Origin of the sequence: Aeromonas bivalvium (assembly GCF_046078285.1) — a bacterium.
Taxonomy (GTDB): domain Bacteria; phylum Pseudomonadota; class Gammaproteobacteria; order Enterobacterales; family Aeromonadaceae; genus Aeromonas; species Aeromonas bivalvium.
In genome coordinates, this window is record NZ_JBGXBV010000013.1 from 18,570 (window position 1) to 32,521 (window position 13,952).

16 protein-coding genes are annotated in these 13,952 nt (G+C 62.6%); 10 read left to right on the forward strand and 6 right to left on the reverse strand.

Features of this window, described 5'->3' with window-relative positions; translation table 11 throughout:
• Positions 1 to 43: 43 nt before the first annotated feature.
• The 4 genes from mscS to coaBC all read right to left on the reverse strand — a co-directional run bounded on the left by mscS (position 44) and on the right by coaBC (position 3,724).
• Entirely contained in the window at positions 44 to 880 is an 837-nt protein-coding gene (mscS, locus tag ACEUCR_RS19300; RefSeq protein ID WP_041997558.1) for a small-conductance mechanosensitive channel MscS, read from the reverse strand.
• A gap of 141 nt (positions 881 to 1,021) precedes the next feature.
• Positions 1,022 to 1,618, reverse strand: a complete 597-nt coding sequence (gene slmA / locus ACEUCR_RS19305; RefSeq protein WP_041997555.1) for a nucleoid occlusion factor SlmA — start codon at positions 1,616 to 1,618, stop codon at positions 1,022 to 1,024.
• Between the two features lie 73 nt (positions 1,619 to 1,691).
• A complete protein-coding gene (gene dut, locus ACEUCR_RS19310; protein WP_041997552.1) occupies positions 1,692 to 2,150 on the reverse strand; it encodes a dUTP diphosphatase in 459 nt (152 codons plus the stop codon).
• A 371-nt stretch (positions 2,151 to 2,521) separates the two neighbouring features.
• The gene (gene coaBC, locus ACEUCR_RS19315; protein WP_408791914.1) at positions 2,522 to 3,724 is read right to left on the reverse strand and encodes a bifunctional phosphopantothenoylcysteine decarboxylase/phosphopantothenate--cysteine ligase CoaBC; all 1,203 of its coding nucleotides are present in this window, start codon (positions 3,722 to 3,724) and stop codon (positions 2,522 to 2,524) included.
• Between the two features lie 143 nt (positions 3,725 to 3,867).
• Between coaBC and radC the strand changes: the two genes are divergently transcribed.
• From radC to ACEUCR_RS19345, 6 genes are all read left to right on the forward strand, one after another.
• Positions 3,868 to 4,542 (forward strand): RadC family protein, encoded by a 675-nt coding sequence (gene radC / locus ACEUCR_RS19320; RefSeq protein ID WP_041997546.1) that lies wholly within the window; start codon positions 3,868 to 3,870, stop codon positions 4,540 to 4,542.
• Between the two features lie 136 nt (positions 4,543 to 4,678).
• Positions 4,679 to 4,915 (forward strand): 50S ribosomal protein L28, encoded by a 237-nt coding sequence (rpmB, locus tag ACEUCR_RS19325; protein WP_005307492.1) that lies wholly within the window; start codon positions 4,679 to 4,681, stop codon positions 4,913 to 4,915.
• Positions 4,916 to 4,926: 11 nt separating this feature from the next.
• Positions 4,927 to 5,094 carry a 50S ribosomal protein L33 gene (gene rpmG / locus ACEUCR_RS19330; RefSeq protein ID WP_005323752.1) on the forward strand — a complete coding sequence of 56 codons (168 nt, stop codon included), beginning with the start codon at positions 4,927 to 4,929 and terminating at the stop codon, positions 5,092 to 5,094.
• Positions 5,095 to 5,184: 90 nt separating this feature from the next.
• On the forward strand, positions 5,185 to 5,640 hold the full coding sequence (locus tag ACEUCR_RS19335) for a hypothetical protein (protein WP_408791915.1): 456 nt from the start codon (positions 5,185 to 5,187) through the stop codon (positions 5,638 to 5,640).
• Positions 5,641 to 5,656: 16 nt separating this feature from the next.
• Positions 5,657 to 6,469: a bifunctional DNA-formamidopyrimidine glycosylase/DNA-(apurinic or apyrimidinic site) lyase gene (mutM, locus tag ACEUCR_RS19340; RefSeq protein WP_392445608.1), complete on the forward strand. Its 813-nt coding sequence runs from the start codon at positions 5,657 to 5,659 to the stop codon at positions 6,467 to 6,469.
• A gap of 172 nt (positions 6,470 to 6,641) precedes the next feature.
• Positions 6,642 to 7,517, forward strand: coding sequence for a VirK/YbjX family protein (locus ACEUCR_RS19345; protein ID WP_408791946.1), 876 nt, complete (start codon positions 6,642 to 6,644; stop codon positions 7,515 to 7,517).
• Between the two features lie 38 nt (positions 7,518 to 7,555).
• Here the strand turns inward: ACEUCR_RS19345 and coaD are convergent, their stop codons facing one another.
• On the reverse strand, positions 7,556 to 8,041 hold the full coding sequence (gene coaD, locus ACEUCR_RS19350) for a pantetheine-phosphate adenylyltransferase (RefSeq protein ID WP_041997535.1): 486 nt from the start codon (positions 8,039 to 8,041) through the stop codon (positions 7,556 to 7,558).
• Positions 8,042 to 8,175: 134 nt separating this feature from the next.
• Here coaD and ACEUCR_RS19355 point away from each other — a divergent pair, with 134 nt between their 5' ends.
• Positions 8,176 to 9,216, forward strand: coding sequence for a glycosyltransferase family 9 protein (locus ACEUCR_RS19355; RefSeq protein WP_408791917.1), 1,041 nt, complete (start codon positions 8,176 to 8,178; stop codon positions 9,214 to 9,216).
• Between the two features lie 58 nt (positions 9,217 to 9,274).
• On the opposite strand, the gene ACEUCR_RS19360 is transcribed toward ACEUCR_RS19355, so the two are convergent.
• On the reverse strand, positions 9,275 to 10,072 hold the full coding sequence (locus ACEUCR_RS19360; protein WP_111874932.1) for a glycosyltransferase family 2 protein: 798 nt from the start codon (positions 10,070 to 10,072) through the stop codon (positions 9,275 to 9,277).
• Between the two features lie 307 nt (positions 10,073 to 10,379).
• On the opposite strand from ACEUCR_RS19360, the gene ACEUCR_RS19365 reads away from it, so the two are divergent.
• The 3 genes from ACEUCR_RS19365 to ACEUCR_RS19375 are packed head-to-tail and all read left to right on the forward strand — an operon-like array spanning position 10,380 to position 13,951.
• Positions 10,380 to 11,465 carry a glycosyltransferase gene (locus ACEUCR_RS19365; RefSeq protein WP_041997526.1) on the forward strand — a complete coding sequence of 362 codons (1,086 nt, stop codon included), beginning with the start codon at positions 10,380 to 10,382 and terminating at the stop codon, positions 11,463 to 11,465.
• A 27-nt stretch (positions 11,466 to 11,492) separates the two neighbouring features.
• Positions 11,493 to 12,809 carry an O-antigen ligase family protein gene (locus tag ACEUCR_RS19370; protein ID WP_408791919.1) on the forward strand — a complete coding sequence of 439 codons (1,317 nt, stop codon included), beginning with the start codon at positions 11,493 to 11,495 and terminating at the stop codon, positions 12,807 to 12,809.
• Positions 12,806 to 13,951 (forward strand): glycosyltransferase, encoded by a 1,146-nt coding sequence (locus tag ACEUCR_RS19375; protein ID WP_408791921.1) that lies wholly within the window; start codon positions 12,806 to 12,808, stop codon positions 13,949 to 13,951. Before ACEUCR_RS19370 ends, ACEUCR_RS19375 begins: the two co-directional genes overlap by 4 nt.
• The last annotated feature ends 1 nt before the right edge of the window (position 13,952 follow it).

Consider the following 13,952-nt stretch of genomic DNA (forward strand, 5'->3'; position numbering starts at 1 on the left):
CATCAGCATAAAAAAAGCCGCTCATCGAGCGGCTTTTTTATGGTCAGGCGACCTGCTTTTGCATGTGCAGCGCCATCTGCGGGAAGGGGATCTCGATGCCTTCTGCATCGAAGGCCAGCTTCACCTTCTCGTGGAAATCGAACCAGACACCCCAGTAGTCGGCGGTCTTGACCCAGGGGCGCACCACGATATTGACCGAGGAGTCGGCCAGGGCGCCGACGGCGATGGTGACGGCCTGATCCTTCAGGATACGGGGCTCCTCGCTGATCAGTCGCTCCAGCAGCTGCTTGGCCTTGCGCAGATCAGAGCCATAGCCGATGCCGAAGGTCATGTCGACGCGACGGGTGTCCATGCGCGAGTAGTTGACTATGTTGCCGTTGAGGATGGCGGAGTTGGGCACCACCACCATCTTGTTGTCCGGCGAGGTGAGGGTAGTGGTGAACAGCTGTACCGACTGCACCGATCCTGAGGTGCCAGCCACCTCGATGAACTCACCGGCCTTGATGGGGCGGAAGATGATCAGCAGGAAGCCGGCGGCAAAGTTGGAAAGGGAGCCTTGCAGCGCCAGACCGATGGCCAGGCCGGCGGCACCGATAATGGCGACGAAGGAGGCGGTCTGCACCCCGACCCGGCCCAGGGCGGCAATGACGACGAACACCAGCAGGGCATACTTGAGCACGCTGCCGACGAAGTGGGTCACGGTAGTGTCGAGGTTGCGGGCCTTCATGACGCGCTCGACGCCGTTGCTGATCAGGTTGGCGGCGAGATAACCGATGAGCAGGGTGACCAGGGCGGCGGCGATGTTGACGCCGTACTCGATGAGCAGACCCTGATTGTTGACCAGCCAGGTTTGCGCTTCGGCAATGATTTCGGGTTCCATAGAACTTCCTGTGGGTTAATTCATCAAAACGTCGGACTATAGCAGCATGGTGCGACAACCTGGGTCGCAGGTGGTCGAGACCCGTTCAGTTCTGCCATAAAACAAGGAGGAGGCCAAGGGCCTCCTCTCATATAGGCAGGGTCAGCTCTGCAGCAGCTGGCTGCGGATGAACTGCCACTGATCTTCGAAATCCGCCGTTGGCTTGAGCTTGAACTCGGAGCGCACGAACTGGCTGATCCGGCCCTCGGTATAGGCCAGCAGCAGGTTGGCCAGCATGGTCTCGTCCAGCTGAAAGCCCTGCCCCTCCCGCAACCGCTTCTCCCGCAGCACCTGTTTGAGCTGGGTTTCCAGCTTGTCGAACAGGATGCTGATGCGATCCCGCAGCCTGTCATGCTCCCCCAGCAGGGCATCGCCATTGAGGATGCGGGTGATGCCCGGGTTGCGCTCTGCAAACACCAGCAGCAGCTGCAGTATATGGTGGCAGCGGGCCATAGTGTCTTTCTCGTCGGCCAGGATCATGTTGACCCGTGACAGCAGGGAATCCTCGATGAAGTCGATCAGCCCCTCAAACATCCGTGCCTTGCTGGGAAAGTGACGATAGAGGGCCGCCTCCGAGACACCCACCTCGGCCGCGAGCCGTGCCGTGGTGATGCGCTGACCCGGGCTGGTCTCCAGCATGTGGGCGAGCGCCTGCAGGATCTGGTCGCGTCGACTCTGTTTCTGATTACTGCTTGCCATGGATTCCCCTAAAAAAAAACAATGGCTTGATTCTGTTATTTAGCGCCGCAGCCAGGGGCTGCGCCGGGTCTTGTTATTGGCGACCAGAAGAACCAAAACCGCCTTCACCCCGCTCGCTCTGATTGAACTCATCGACCAATTGGAAGCGAGCCTGAACCACGGGCAGGATCACCAGCTGGGCGATGCGCTCGCCGGGCTGAACGGTGAAGCTGTCGTTGCCCCGGTTCCACACCGAGATCATCAGCTGTCCCTGGTAGTCGGAATCGATGAGACCGACCAGGTTGCCCAGCACGATACCGTGCTTATGGCCGAGGCCGGAGCGGGGCAAGATGGTAGCGCACAGACCCGGATCCTGAATATGGATGGCGAGGCCGGTGGGGATGAGGGTGGTTTCACCCGGTGCCAGCGTGATGGCCTGATCGAGCAGGGCACGCAGATCCATGCCGGCGGAACCCGGTGTGGCATAGGCGGGCAGGGGAAATTCGGTGCCGATGCGGGCATCCAGGATCTTCAGTTCAATTTGTGTCGTCATGAATCATTTTTCAATGGGATCGCCCGGGGGCGATCGGGTGGTTCAGTAGGCGCTTGCGTAAGCGCCCGGGATCTTCGACGCCATCCGTGTCGTCATGAATCATTTTTCAATGGGATCGTCCGGGGGCGATCGGGTGGTTCAGTAGGCGCTTATGTTAGCGCCCGGGATCTTCGACTCCATCCGTGTCGTCATGAACCGTTTTTCAATGGGATCGCCCGGGGGCGATCGGGTGGTTCAGTAGGCGCTTACGTTAGCGCCCGGGATCTTCGACGCCATCCGTGTCGTCATGAATCGTTTTTCAATGGTATCGCCCGGGGGGCGATCGGGTAGTACTGCGGGAGCCTGCGGGGCTCCCGGCATGTTCAATGGGTTCAGGACCGATAATGGTGCGCAATCAGGGCGACAAGATGACGGGCCAGTGTCAGCTTGTCGGCCAGGGGCAGGGTGGCCTGCCCTCCTTGCCAGAAAACGGCGAGGGCGTTGTCATCGGCATTGAAGCCCTGCCCGGCTTGGGAGACATCGTTGGCGGCGATCATGTCCAGCCGCTTTCGTCGCAATTTATCGAGGGCGTATTGTTCCACATCCACGGTTTCGGCGGCAAATCCCACGGTAAACGGCTTGTCGGCCAGGGCGCCCACGGCGGCGATGATGTCGGGATTCTTGACCAGAGCCAGGGTCATCTGATCGCTGTCGCCGTTCTTCTTGATCTTCTGAGGAGCCACCTGCGCCGGACGATAATCCGCCACGGCGGCGCAGCCGATGAAGAGATCGCACGCGCCGACCCGGCTCATCACTGCCTGGTGCATCTGCTCGGCGCTCTCCACGTCGATCCGCTCGACCCCCTGTGGCGTGGCCAGGGCGACGGGTCCGCTCACCAGGGTGACGTCGGCGCCCGCCTCACGGGCGGCGCGAGCGATGGCATAGCCCATCTTGCCGGAGCTGTGGTTGCTGATGTAACGCACCGGATCCAGGGCCTCCCGGGTCGGCCCTGCGGTGAGCAGCAATTTGACCCCCGCCAACAGCGGTTCGGCGGCCAGCTGCTGGCAGCAGCGCTCCACCAGTGCCAGGGGATCCAGCATGCGACCCGGGCCCACGTCGCCGCAGGCCTGGCTGCCGGAATCCGGCCCCCACAGCAGGATGCCGCGGCTGGCCAGGGTCTTGAGGTTGGCCTGGGTGGCGGCGTTGAGATACATCTGCTGGTTCATGGCGGGTGCCAGTGCCACCTGGGCCGGCGTCGCCAGGCAGAGGGTGGTGAGCAGCTCGTCTGCCATACCGGCCGCCATGCGGGCCATCAGGTTGGCACTGGCCGGGGCGATCAGGATCAGATCGGCCCACTTGGCCAGCTCGATGTGGCCCATGCCCGCCTCGGCGGCGGGGTCGAGCAGGCTGTCGGCGACGGGGTGGCCGGAGACCGCCTGCAGGGTCAGCGGGGTGATGAACTCCTTGGCGGAGCGGGTCATCACCACCCGCACCTCGGCGCCCTGATCTTTCAGGCGGCGCACCAGTTCGGCACTCTTGTAGGCGGCGATGCCGCCGCTGATCCCCAACAGGATGCGTTTATCGGCCAATCTCATCTGCTTTGCTTCCGGCTCGTTCTGACTGGTCGGCTAAGATAACACAGCCTGAGGGTGACGACAGAGGCTGACATGGACGACTTGTGGTCAGGCTCTCGCCAAACGTTGCCCGGTTTCGCTCGGCGGCACAGGGAGGGTGACATATGAGCATCAAAGAGTGGCCAGAAGGGGAGCGGCCGCGGGAGAAGTTGTTGCTGCAGGGGGCGGCGGGACTCTCCGACGCCGAGCTGCTGGCGATCTTCCTGCGCACCGGGGTCAGTGGTCTGAGTGCCGTGGATCTTGCGCGCCAGTTGTTGGGGGAGTTTGGTTCGCTGCGGGCATTGCTGGGGGCCGATCAGCAGCTGTTCTGCGCCGCCCATGGCCTGGGGCCCGCCAAATATGCCCAGTTGCAGGCGGTGCTCGAGATGGGCCGACGGCATCTTGCCGAGCAGCTGCAACGGGGGGATGCGCTCACCTCGCCCCAGCTGACCCGGGACTATTTGCAGGCCCAGCTGCGGGACAGGCCGCGGGAGGTGTTTGCCCTGCTGCTGCTCGACAACCAGCACAGGGTGATCAAGTTTGTCGAACTTTTTTACGGCACCCTGGATTCGGCGAGTGTCTGGCCCAGAGAAATCGTGCAGATAGCACTCAAACATAATGCAGCGGCCGTCATTCTGGCGCATAATCACCCGTCTGGCGTGGCCGAGCCCAGTCGGGCCGACCGTCAGATCACAGATCGTATCCTGGCCGCCCTGGCCCTGATCGATATCAGAGTGCTGGATCACTTGGTGATCGGTGACGGCATCACGGTTTCTTTTGCAGAGCGTGGTTGGTTATAACCGGGCTCTGGCTCTGTATTAGTTGATCTTTGATCACGGATGCTGTATAAAATGCCGCCTTCTGTTTGCCCCGCAATCGAAGGCCAGCGGGGCAGATATTTGCTCGAGCAATGAAGTAAGATTTGGAGAGACTGACATGTCTAGAGTATGCCAAGTAACCGGCAAGCGCCCGGCAGTTGGTAACAACCGTTCGCACGCTAACAACGCTACCAAGCGTCGTTTCCTGCCGAACCTGCACACTCACCGTTTCTGGGTTGAGAGTGAAAAACGCTTCGTAAGCCTGCGCGTATCCGCAAAAGGCATGCGTATCATCGACAAGCGCGGCGTTGAAGTGGTTCTGGCTGAACTGCGTGCCAGCGGCGTTAAGGTATAAGGAATTAGATCATGGCTAAAGGTATTCGCGATAAGATTCGCCTGAACTCCAGCGCCGGTACTGGTCACTTCTATACCACTACCAAGAACAAGCGCACCATGCCCGAAAAAATGGAGATCAAGAAATTTGATCCCGTGATTCGTCAGCATGTGATCTACAAAGAAGGCAAAATCAAGTAATCACTTGGTTTCGCTGCAAAAGCCCGGCCTAGTGCCGGGTTTTTTTATGGCCCAAATTCAGTACACTGCCGACTCGAACGGAGGCTTGTCATGGTAAAACTGAGCCGTAAAGGCTGGAACAACGTCATCATAGTGGCGGTATTGGCGGTGATAGTGCTGCTGCATCGCCTCGAGCAGGCCCAGCAGGAAAACAGTGCCCAGCGGCACCATGGCCTGTTGCCTGACAGTGTCGTGGTACTCAGTTGGCAGGGCCCGAGCTGGCGCGTTGAGCGGATTGGGCAGGGCTGGCGCAGCGTGCCGGATCTGGGGCTGGACAGCAGTGCCCTGGCCGGTCGGATCGCGCAGTGGCAAGGCTGGCAGCTGCCGTCGAGTGACCCGCTGCGCGGCGCACCGGTCGAGGTGGCCGTCTGGCTGGCGGGCCAGGGAGAGCCGATGACTCTGGCGCTCTATCAGGACAATGGCCGCTATGCCGTTCATCTGGCGCAAGATCGCTGGCTGGCCCTCTCCGCCGATCAGTATCGTGACCTGCTCAAACCCGCACCCTGACCCCAAAGAGGACGAGATGCCCGAATTACCCGAAGTCGAAGTCAGCCGCCAGGGCATTTCCCCCTGGCTCACCGGCATCCAGGTCACCCGCGTGGTGGTGCGAGACGGCCGCCTGCGCTGGCCGGTGCCAGGTGAAATCCAGGAGTTGGTGAACCTCACCATCCACAGGGTCAGTCGCCGCGCCAAGTACCTGCTGCTGGAGACCGACTTCGGCACCGCCATCCTGCACCTTGGCATGTCCGGCAGCCTGCGGGTGCTGGACATCGGCACCCCGGCCGAGAAGCACGATCACGTGGACATAGAGCTCGCCAACGGCAAGCTGCTGCGGCTCAACGACCCGCGCCGCTTCGGGGCCCTGCTCTGGACCCGTGAGCCGGCCGAGGCCCACGCCCTGCTGGCCAAGCTGGGGCCCGAGCCACTGACCGACGCCTTCAACGCCGACTATCTGCGGGAGCGGGCCAGGGGGCGCAGCACCGCCATCAAGACCTTCCTGATGGATAATCATGTGGTGGTCGGGGTGGGCAACATCTACGCCAACGAGGCGCTCTATGCCGCTGGCATCCATCCCAAACGGGCGGCGGGCGAGGTGAGCGGCGAGCGATTGGCGACCCTGGTGGCCGAGATAAAGCGGGTGCTGGCGGCGGCCATTGTCCAGGGGGGCACCACCCTCAAGGACTTCACCAGCGCCGATGGCAAGCCCGGTTACTTCGTGCAGCAATTGCAGGTCTATGGTCGTGGGGGCCAGCCCTGCCACCAGTGTCAGCAGCCCTTGACCGAGATCCGCATCGGCCAGCGCACCACAGTGTTCTGCAGCCAGTGTCAGCATTGACAAGGGACTTATTTGGAGAAGTTGTAAGCAAGTGTTGCCAGCCGATTGCAGTGAGCGGCCGTCAATCCTAGGATCGCCCCCCATTCAGGTGGCAGGAGATCCGGTTATGACGAGCAAGGCCCTCTTCGGCTGGGAGCAACTCTCCCGCCAACCCCGCTATGGCGCCCTGGCCATGGCCCGTTATCTTTACCCGGACGGTGGCCGCCGCCTGGGCTTCAAGCGCGGCAAGTTCGTGCTGCGCAGCCTGCTCTATCGCCGCGCCATGACCCAGGTGTTCGAGCTGTTTCGCAGCGAGCCGCTCAAGGCGCTGCCTGCCCAGTATCCCGAACTGCTCGACAAACCCCTGCGCCCCTATCGGTTTGCCAGCGCCAGTGCGCGGCAGCGGGCGAGCATGCTGATTGAACACTACCGGCTGTTGCAACAATGCTATCCGGCATTGATTGCCCCCCTCTACCTGGGGGAGGGGGTGACCCTGGGACATTATCCCCTAAGCGGCTGTCGCATCGTGCTGCGCCATGACGGCACCTTTAGGCGGGAGGCCGAGCTGGCCGTCTCCATCGTGGATCCGCAGGGTCGACGTCTCTACAGCTGCGCCTTCTCCCTCGCGGGCCAGGCCGATGCCCTCAGCCTGGTGATCGGCTCGGTACAGGGGCCGGAGCCCGATGTCCCGCAGGCCCAGGAGCGGGTGCGCGAGCTGACCAAGGAGGGCCACGGTCTGCGCCCCAAGTCGCTGGTGGTGATGCTGGTGATGGTGATGGCGGAAGCCATGGGGGTCGTCAGGGTCAATGCGGTGCGCAAGCGGGCCCATGTGTTCCAGGCCAGGCGTTACAGCAGCAAGCAGAAGGCCCATTTGCAGGCTGATTATGATGAGCTGTGGCAGGAGTTTGGCGCCCAGGAGCTGGATGCCAACTTCGTGACCCTGGCCCCGGTGGTGCGCAAGCCGCTGACGGAGATCGCTTCCAAGAAGCGGGCCATGTACCGGCGTCGCTACGAGTGGCTGGATGCCCTGACGCTCGCCTGTCGGGAGCTGTGGCAGCGGGAGGCATGATGCAGAGCGGGCTCGGGCCCGCTCTGCTTTTTAGGGGATCAGGGCTTGGTGAGCTTGGCGGCGATGGCACGGGCGACCCTGGGGTCGACGAACTGGTGGATGTCGCCGCCATGCAGGGCCACCTCCTTCACCAGGCTCGACGAGATGAAGGAGTTCTCCTCGGCCGGGGTGAGGAAGACGCTCTCGAGCTCCGGCATCAGACGGCGATTCATGTTGGCGAGCTGAAATTCGTATTCGAAGTCGGAGACGGCGCGCAGGCCCCGGATCAGCACGTTGGCGTTTTGCTCCCGGGCGAAGTTGACCAGCAGACCTGAAAAGCCTACCACCTTGACGTTGCCAAGATGGGCCGTGACCTCGCTGGCCAGGGCAACCCGCTCGGCCAGATCGAACAGCGGCCGCTTGCTCGGGCTGTTGGCCACCCCGACCACGACTTCATCGAACAGGCTGGCGGCCCGCGCCACCAGATCGGTGTGGCCATTGGTGATGGGGTCGAAGGTCCCCGGATAGATAACCCTGGTGCTCATATGATGACGTCCTGCAACCGGAAAATTGCTGGCATTATAAGGTCGTCGCTTGAGAATAGCAGTGCATCAGGCAAGAATACCCCATCGCGCATTCAGCCTTCCCGCCTTGGGTGTGGGGAGCAAAGGGATCTTTTATGAAACGCATTCTGGTTGTTCGCAATGACAAGATTGGTGACTTCATGCTGGCCTGGCCGAGTTTTGCCATGCTCAAGCGCTCCATGAACTGTCATGTGACTGCCCTGGTGCCCGGCTATACGGCGCCGCTGGCACGGCTCTGCCCCTGGATTGACGAGGTGATCCTGGATCCGGGTGCCCACGCCGACAAGGAGCTGCAGCGCGCTCTGCTGGCCCGCATCAAGGCGGCCGCCTTCGATGCTTCCATCTGCCTGTTCTCCAACACCCGCAACGCCAAGCTGGTGTGGAAGGCCCACATTCCCTACCGGCTCGCCCCGGCCACCAAGCTGGCCCAGGTGCTCTACAACCAGCGCCTGGTGCAGCGCCGCTCCCGCTCCCAGAAGCCGGAATATGAGTACAACCTCGACCTGATCCGTCATTTCCTGGCCGATCAGCAGGCGAGCGTGGTCGAGCCGCAGGCGCCCTATCTGGCGTTCGAACCCCAGCAGCTGGCCAGGGTGCGTGCCGAAACCGCCGGCAAGCTGGGCCTGGATGTGGCGCGTCCCTGGCTGATGGTGCACGCGGGCAGTGGTGGCTCGGCCAACAACCTCTCCATTGCGCAATATGCCCGGCTCATCATCAAGCTCAATCAGGCCTGCCCCGAGTTGCAGTGCGTGCTGACCGCCGGGCCCGGGGAGGAGACCAAGGCCGAGCAGCTGGCGGCCGAGCTGCTGGCCCATGGTGGCAACGGCTGGATTTATCGCTCCGACGAGGGGTTGCCCAAGTTCTGTCAGGTGCTGGCCAATGCCGCCCTGTTCATGGCGGGCAGCACGGGGCCGCTGCACATCGCGGCTGCCCTGGATGTCCCGACCGTGGGCTTCTTCCCGGCGCACCGCTCGGCCCGGCCGCTGCGCTGGCGCCCGCTCAACCAAGAGGGGCGCCACCTGGCATTCAGCCCGCCCGAGGACAGCGATCATCCAGAGGACATGAGTCAGCTCGATCCCAAGACCATGGCCGGTGCCATCGCGCACTGGGGCAAGGCGCTCTGGCAACCCACCTGACGGGGACACAGCAGAAGGGCCCGTGACGGGCCCTGCATGATGCTTGTTTTGAGGTCGTTCAGACCACGGGGTTTTCCCAGTCCTTCTTGGGCGGCTGCAACCGCTGCTGGCAGAAATAGGCCTGACGGATCAGCTTGGAGGCCATGGTGATGCCCAGCATGATGAGGCCGCGCTTGCCATCGAGGAAGGCGCGCTGACGAATGCCGTGGCGCCAGAGCACGTCGATGATGCACCAGATGAAGTCGTACCAGCGACCCCCCTTCATCTCGCGGCCCACGGCACGCTCGGCGTAGCGCTGGGCCCGCAGTACCGCATCCTTGATGTCGGCATAGGAGTCGTGGCGGCAGATGCCCTTGAGTTTGCCGACCTTGCCGTCCGTGACCAGCTTGTCGTGATAGAGGTCCATCTTGCCCTCCATCCGCCACTGATCGCTGCGCACCAGACGCAGGCGCCACTCCGGCTGATACATGTGGTGGAGCCAGCCGCCGAGGAACCAGATCTTGCGCTGGAATTCCCAGGCGCTGATGGCGGGGTCGTCTTCGCGCAGCACCCGCTCCATGTCGCTCCTGAGTTCGGGCTCGAGGGATTCGTCGGAGTCGAGAAGCAGGATCCACCTGGCTGGGGCACACTGTTCCATGGCGAAGACTTTCTGCTTGAGCGGGCCTGGCCAGGGGCGTTCGATGACGATGCAGCCTCGCTCGGCCGCATATTCCCGGGTTCCGTCGGTGGAGCCGGAGTCGACCACCACTATGCGTTGCGCCAGCCCCTGCACGCTATCGAGCACCATGGGCAGGCAGCGCATGCTGTTGAAGGTGGTCAGCGCCACCGCCAGGGTGACAGGTTGTTGTTGTTCCATGGAAATAACCGGCGAAGGAAGGTGAGCCACATTCTATCCTGATTCAAGTTTGGTGGGCAAAGTTTGACTTGCCGCTGGGGGTCACGGAAAATCGCCGATTATCCCTTGCTCGCTTGGCATGGGCTGTACCGCTTTATGGCAGTGCTGGTCGATTTGTTGGCAGCCAAGATGACTTTTTATCCCGATACGGGGGTTTCTCGCCCCCGTCGTGACCCTTCTGTCCGCCAAGGGGCGGGTATTTGCCGCGCCGGGCGGGCCTATCGGTGGCTCACCGAGTGACCGACGTTATTCCTTGATGAGATGATGCATGAACTCCAAGCGTTTCGTTTTTGTGATTGAAGATTTGTATGGTGGTGGCGCGCAAAAGTCTCTCATCAACACGGCGGAAGGGCTGCGTCAGCGTGGTCACAAGGTGACTGTCTTCATACTGCGCGACCTGATCGAACATCGTCTGCCGCCTGAGCTGGAGGTGATCAACCTGGCTCTGGTCAATGGCGTCACCAAGGCCATCTCCAATGTGCTGGTCGAAAAATGGCAAGCCTGGCGTATCGCCAGGGCCATCCGTCGCCTCGCGCCGGATGTGGTGCTCTCCTGCTCCTGTGACAAGATCACCCGCCACCTCGATCACCCCAACCTCTGGTTCTGGGTGAAGAGCAACATGCTTGCCTCCCGCTATACCCCCAAGGCCAAGGCCAAAGCCAAAGCCAAGCTGCAGCGCTTCTATAACGGCCGCAAGGTGATCGGTTGCTCCCAGGGGGTGGTGGAAGGTCTGTTGCAGGATGCCGAACTCACCCCGGAGCGGATCCTCGCCATCTACAACCCCTACGAGCGGGAAGGCTTCGTGCGCATGGCCGCCGAGCCGGCCGATCTGCCCGCCGGGGAGTATCTGATCAATGTGGGCACCTTTGAACATCGCAAGCGCCACGACCGGCTGCTGCGTGCCTACCGGGCCAGCGGAGTGCAGACGCCCCTGCTGCTGCTGGGCAAGGGCAAGCCGGAGGAGGAGGCCAGGGTGCGGGAGCTCATCGGCGAGCTTGGCCTGACATCCAGGGTGATACTGCCTGGCTACCAGACCAATCCCTATCCCTACATCAAGCACGCCAAGGCGTTGATCCTCACCTCGGATGGGGAAGGGTTACCGAGGGTGCTGATTGAATCGCTCTTTCTCGGCACCCCGATCGTGAGTGTCGATTGTCCGTCCGGTCCCAAAGAGATACTGAGTGGCGAGCTGGCGGCCTTCCTGGTGCCGCTGCAAGACGAGGCGGCCCTGGCCGACGCCATCGCCCGCATGGATGCCGCCCCCGTCACCATCACGGCGGATTACTATCAGCCCTTCCTCGCCGAGAGCGTCTTGCCTCAGTTCGAGGCCTTGTCACTGGTTGAGCGAGTATAAAACTTGAATAACAACATAATAAGAAAAATGGATGCAGGGTGGAGCGGGGTCGAGGGGGATGGAATCTCACCCTACCTGAGGGGGCTGGGTGTTGCCTGCCTGCTGACCTATGCCCTTTGCCGGATCTGGTTTGGCGGAGTCGGCAAGGCGATGGAGGTGGGGTTTCTGGCCATGACCCTGCTGCTGATGCTGACCTCCCACAGGCGCATGGCCCTCGATACCTACTTCAAGTTTGTCCTGCTGGCGGTGCTGGTGCAGCTGATCCCCTGGTGTCTGGGGATGCTGGCGCCGACCGTCATCTCCAGCCCGAACCCTCACCTCGATCGCCTGACCAAGATTTTCTTCTTCTTCGCCACCGCCATATTGCTGGCGGGCAGGCTGCGCAACGTCTTCTGGTTGTGGGGCATAGCCGCGCTGGGACTCCTGTTTGCCGTGCTGGGCTCATCGGTTGATTGGATGGTATGGCAGCAGGGCATGTCGGGCTTGCGGGTCGACTTTGGCATCCGCAACGCCCAGCATGTGGCCATGTACTTCGGCACCCTGATGCTCGGCTGTCTCTGCTTCAGTCAGCGCTGGCTGGCGGTCGGTCCGCGGCGGCTCTGGTGGCGACTGCCGCTCTGGCTTGGCGCCCTGGCGGTGGCGGCGCTGGGGATCATGGTGACCCAGACCCGGACTATCTTTCTCGCCATCTTTCTGGCCCTGCTGCTGGCCCTCATGTTCTGGATCTGGCTCAAGCGGCCCCGCTGCTGGCTGCTCGGCCTGCTGCTCGCGGCCGCGGCCCTGCTGTGCGTGACCCTGGGGGAACGTGGCATCGCTCACGTGGAGCAGCGCTACGAGCAGGAGGCCCCTGTCATCCAGCAACTGCTGCGAGGCGACTGGGACGATATCCCCTACACCAGTGTCGGGGTTCGGGCCAACACCTGGAAAGTGGCCGCCGAGAAGATCATGGAACGGCCCTGGTTCGGCTGGGGTTCCCAGGCCCGCAGTCGGGTGATTGCCCACTCCGATGCCCTGCCTGACTGGGTCAAGCAGCAGTTTGGCCATCTGCACAACTATTTCCTCGAGGTGCAGCTCAGCTATGGCCTGGCTGGCACCTTGCTGCTGGTGGCCCTGGCCGGGGTCATTGGTCGGGATTGCTGGCTCACCTGGCGGGCGGGTCTGATGCCGACCGATGTGCTGGTGTTCGGCTTCTGCTTCTTCGTGTTCTGGGTCATCGTCAACAACTTCGAGTCCTACATGTCGTTTGGCACGGGCACCTTCGTGTTCAACATCATAGTCGGGGGTCTGGTGACCCTCTGCTGGCGTCGCCGCTATCCCCGCGGTCTGGCGGATGCTGACAGATGAAGCGCATTCTCATCATATTGCGCCGCCTGCAACAGGGAGGCATAGAGCAGGCCAGCATTACCCTGGCCAATGCCATGGCCGCACAGGGCCACGAGGTGCATATCTGGGTACTGCGCGGGGACGCCAGACTGAGTCCGGATCCTGCCGTGCAACTGCACGCCGGGGGCGACATAGAGCGCGACGCCAGACGTGGCCTGGCCGGGCTGGGTTGGGATCTGTTGGGGCGCGGCTTGCTCAGGTATCTGCTGCCGGGATCCGGGTTCGTCTGGACCGGCTGGCGCACCAGCGCCCTGGCCAGAGAGCGGATCGCCGAGATGGAGGCCCGATTCGGCTCCTTCGATCAGATCCTGATCCGGGGACAGGGGGCGTTCGAACTGTTATGGGATCTGTGCGACCCCCGCTGCTGGCAGCTGGTGGAGGGACCTTCCTCCAAGCTCAGGGGCTATCGCCTCGGTGGCTGGCTCACGGCCAAGCTGTTTCAGGACAAGCAGGTGATCTGTGTCTCCCATGGCATCGCCAAGGTGCTGCAGCAGACCCTGTCCCACTTCTCGGTGCGGCCGGCCCGTCAGACGGTGATCCACAACGGTGTCCCCCTGGCACGGGTGCGCCAGCTGGCGCAGTCTGCTCCCGACCCCATGATCGAGGGCCCCTTCCTGGTGCATGTGGCGCGGCTGGTACCGGTCAAGGACCAGGGCCTGCTGCTGCGGGCATTCAAGCGGGCGCAGCTGGACTGCAAGCTGGTGATCATCGGCGAGGGCAGCGAGCGTGCCGCCCTGGAGCGGCAGGTGTCGTCCCTGGGGCTGGATGGCAGGGTGATCCTGCTGGGTCACAGGGACAACCCCTATCCCTGGGTCGCCCGTGCCGAGGCTTTCGTGCTCAGCTCCCGCACCGAGGGGCTGGGACTGGTGCTGATTGAAGCGCTTGCCTGCGGCACCCAGGTGGTGGCTACCGATGTGCCCGGCGGCATCCGCGAGGTGCTGATCGAGGAGCAGACCCGTTTGCTGGCGCCAGCCGATGAGGCCGCCCTGGCCGCCAAGATGAGCGAGGCGCTGGCCGACCCGGTCCGGATCCAGCCTCACTGGGTCGAGCGCTTCGATGATGGCGAGATAGCCAGGCGTTTCCTCGCCCTCATTCAGGATTAAA

Bases quoted from the DNA above. Each gene is read 5' to 3' on its own strand.
- mscS (WP_041997558.1), bottom strand. From the start codon at position 880: ATGGAACCCGAAATCATTGCCGAAGCGCAAACCTGGCTGGTCAACAAT.
- slmA (WP_041997555.1), bottom strand. From the start codon at position 1,618: ATGGCAAGCAGTAATCAGAAACAGAGTCGACGCGACCAGATCCTGCAG.
- dut (WP_041997552.1), bottom strand. From the start codon at position 2,150: ATGACGACACAAATTGAACTGAAGATCCTGGATGCCCGCATCGGCACC.
- coaBC (WP_408791914.1), bottom strand. From the start codon at position 3,724: ATGAGATTGGCCGATAAACGCATCCTGTTGGGGATCAGCGGCGGCATC.
- radC (WP_041997546.1), top strand. From the start codon at position 3,868: ATGAGCATCAAAGAGTGGCCAGAAGGGGAGCGGCCGCGGGAGAAGTTG.
- rpmB (WP_005307492.1), top strand. From the start codon at position 4,679: ATGTCTAGAGTATGCCAAGTAACCGGCAAGCGCCCGGCAGTTGGTAAC.
- rpmG (WP_005323752.1), top strand. From the start codon at position 4,927: ATGGCTAAAGGTATTCGCGATAAGATTCGCCTGAACTCCAGCGCCGGT.
- ACEUCR_RS19335 (WP_408791915.1), top strand. From the start codon at position 5,185: ATGGTAAAACTGAGCCGTAAAGGCTGGAACAACGTCATCATAGTGGCG.
- mutM (WP_392445608.1), top strand. From the start codon at position 5,657: ATGCCCGAATTACCCGAAGTCGAAGTCAGCCGCCAGGGCATTTCCCCC.
- ACEUCR_RS19345 (WP_408791946.1), top strand. From the start codon at position 6,642: ATGGCCCGTTATCTTTACCCGGACGGTGGCCGCCGCCTGGGCTTCAAG.
- coaD (WP_041997535.1), bottom strand. From the start codon at position 8,041: ATGAGCACCAGGGTTATCTATCCGGGGACCTTCGACCCCATCACCAAT.
- ACEUCR_RS19355 (WP_408791917.1), top strand. From the start codon at position 8,176: ATGAAACGCATTCTGGTTGTTCGCAATGACAAGATTGGTGACTTCATG.
- ACEUCR_RS19360 (WP_111874932.1), bottom strand. From the start codon at position 10,072: ATGGAACAACAACAACCTGTCACCCTGGCGGTGGCGCTGACCACCTTC.
- ACEUCR_RS19365 (WP_041997526.1), top strand. From the start codon at position 10,380: ATGAACTCCAAGCGTTTCGTTTTTGTGATTGAAGATTTGTATGGTGGT.
- ACEUCR_RS19370 (WP_408791919.1), top strand. From the start codon at position 11,493: ATGGATGCAGGGTGGAGCGGGGTCGAGGGGGATGGAATCTCACCCTAC.
- ACEUCR_RS19375 (WP_408791921.1), top strand. From the start codon at position 12,806: ATGAAGCGCATTCTCATCATATTGCGCCGCCTGCAACAGGGAGGCATA.